1 protein-coding gene is annotated in these 1109 nt (G+C 63.2%); it reads left to right on the forward strand.

The features are described from left to right. A partial coding sequence (gene tuf, locus ACSFBM_RS33940) for an elongation factor Tu (protein WP_435488320.1) occupies positions 1–1109 on the forward strand: 1109 nt, incomplete at both ends.

Below are 1109 nucleotides of genomic sequence, written 5' to 3' on the forward strand. Positions count from 1 at the left end.
AACGTGGGCACGATCGGTCACGTCGACCACGGCAAGACCACGCTGACGGCTGCGATCGCTACGGTGCTGTCGGCCAAGTTCGGCGGCGAAGCCAAGGCCTACGACCAGATCGACGCAGCGCCTGAAGAAAAGGCCCGCGGCATCACGATCAACACCGCGCACGTCGAGTACGAAACGGCCAACCGCCACTACGCACACGTCGACTGCCCCGGTCACGCCGACTATGTGAAGAACATGATCACGGGCGCCGCTCAAATGGACGGCGCCATCCTGGTGTGCTCGGCCGCCGACGGCCCGATGCCCCAGACGCGTGAGCACATCCTGCTGGCACGCCAGGTGGGTGTGGGCTACATCATCGTTTTCCTGAACAAGTGCGACATGGTCGACGACGCCGAGCTGCTCGAACTCGTTGAAATGGAAGTGCGCGAGCTGCTCGACAAGTACGAGTTCCCTGGCGACGACACCCCCATCATTCACGGCTCGGCCAAGCTCGCCCTCGAAGGCGACAAGGGCAAGCTGGGCGAAGAAGCCATCATGAAGCTGGCCGACGCGCTGGACACCTACATCCCGACGCCCGAGCGCGCCGTGGACGGTGCCTTCCTGATGCCCGTCGAAGACGTGTTCTCGATCTCGGGTCGCGGCACCGTGGTGACCGGCGCCGTGGAGCGTGGCGTGATCAAGGTTGGTGAAGAAATCGAAATCGTGGGCATCCGCCCGACGGTCAAGACCACCTGCACCGGCGTGGAAATGTTCCGCAAGCTGCTGGACCAGGGTCAAGCTGGCGACAACGTGGGCGTGCTGCTGCGCGGCACGAAGCGCGAAGACGTCGAGCGCGGCCAAGTGCTGTGCAAGCCGGGTTCGATCAAGCCGCACACGCACTTCACCGCCGAGGTGTATGTGCTGTCGAAAGACGAAGGCGGCCGTCACACGCCGTTCTTCAACAACTATCGCCCGCAGTTCTACTTCCGTACGACGGACGTGACCGGCGCGATCGAGCTGCCCAAGGACAAGGAAATGGTCATGCCTGGCGACAACGTCAGCATCACCGTGAAGCTGATCAACCCGATCGCGATGGAAGAAGGCCTGCGCTTCGCCATCCGTGAAGGCGG

This window comes from Variovorax pasteuri (assembly GCF_051216435.1).
Lineage (GTDB): Bacteria > Pseudomonadota > Gammaproteobacteria > Burkholderiales > Burkholderiaceae_C > Variovorax.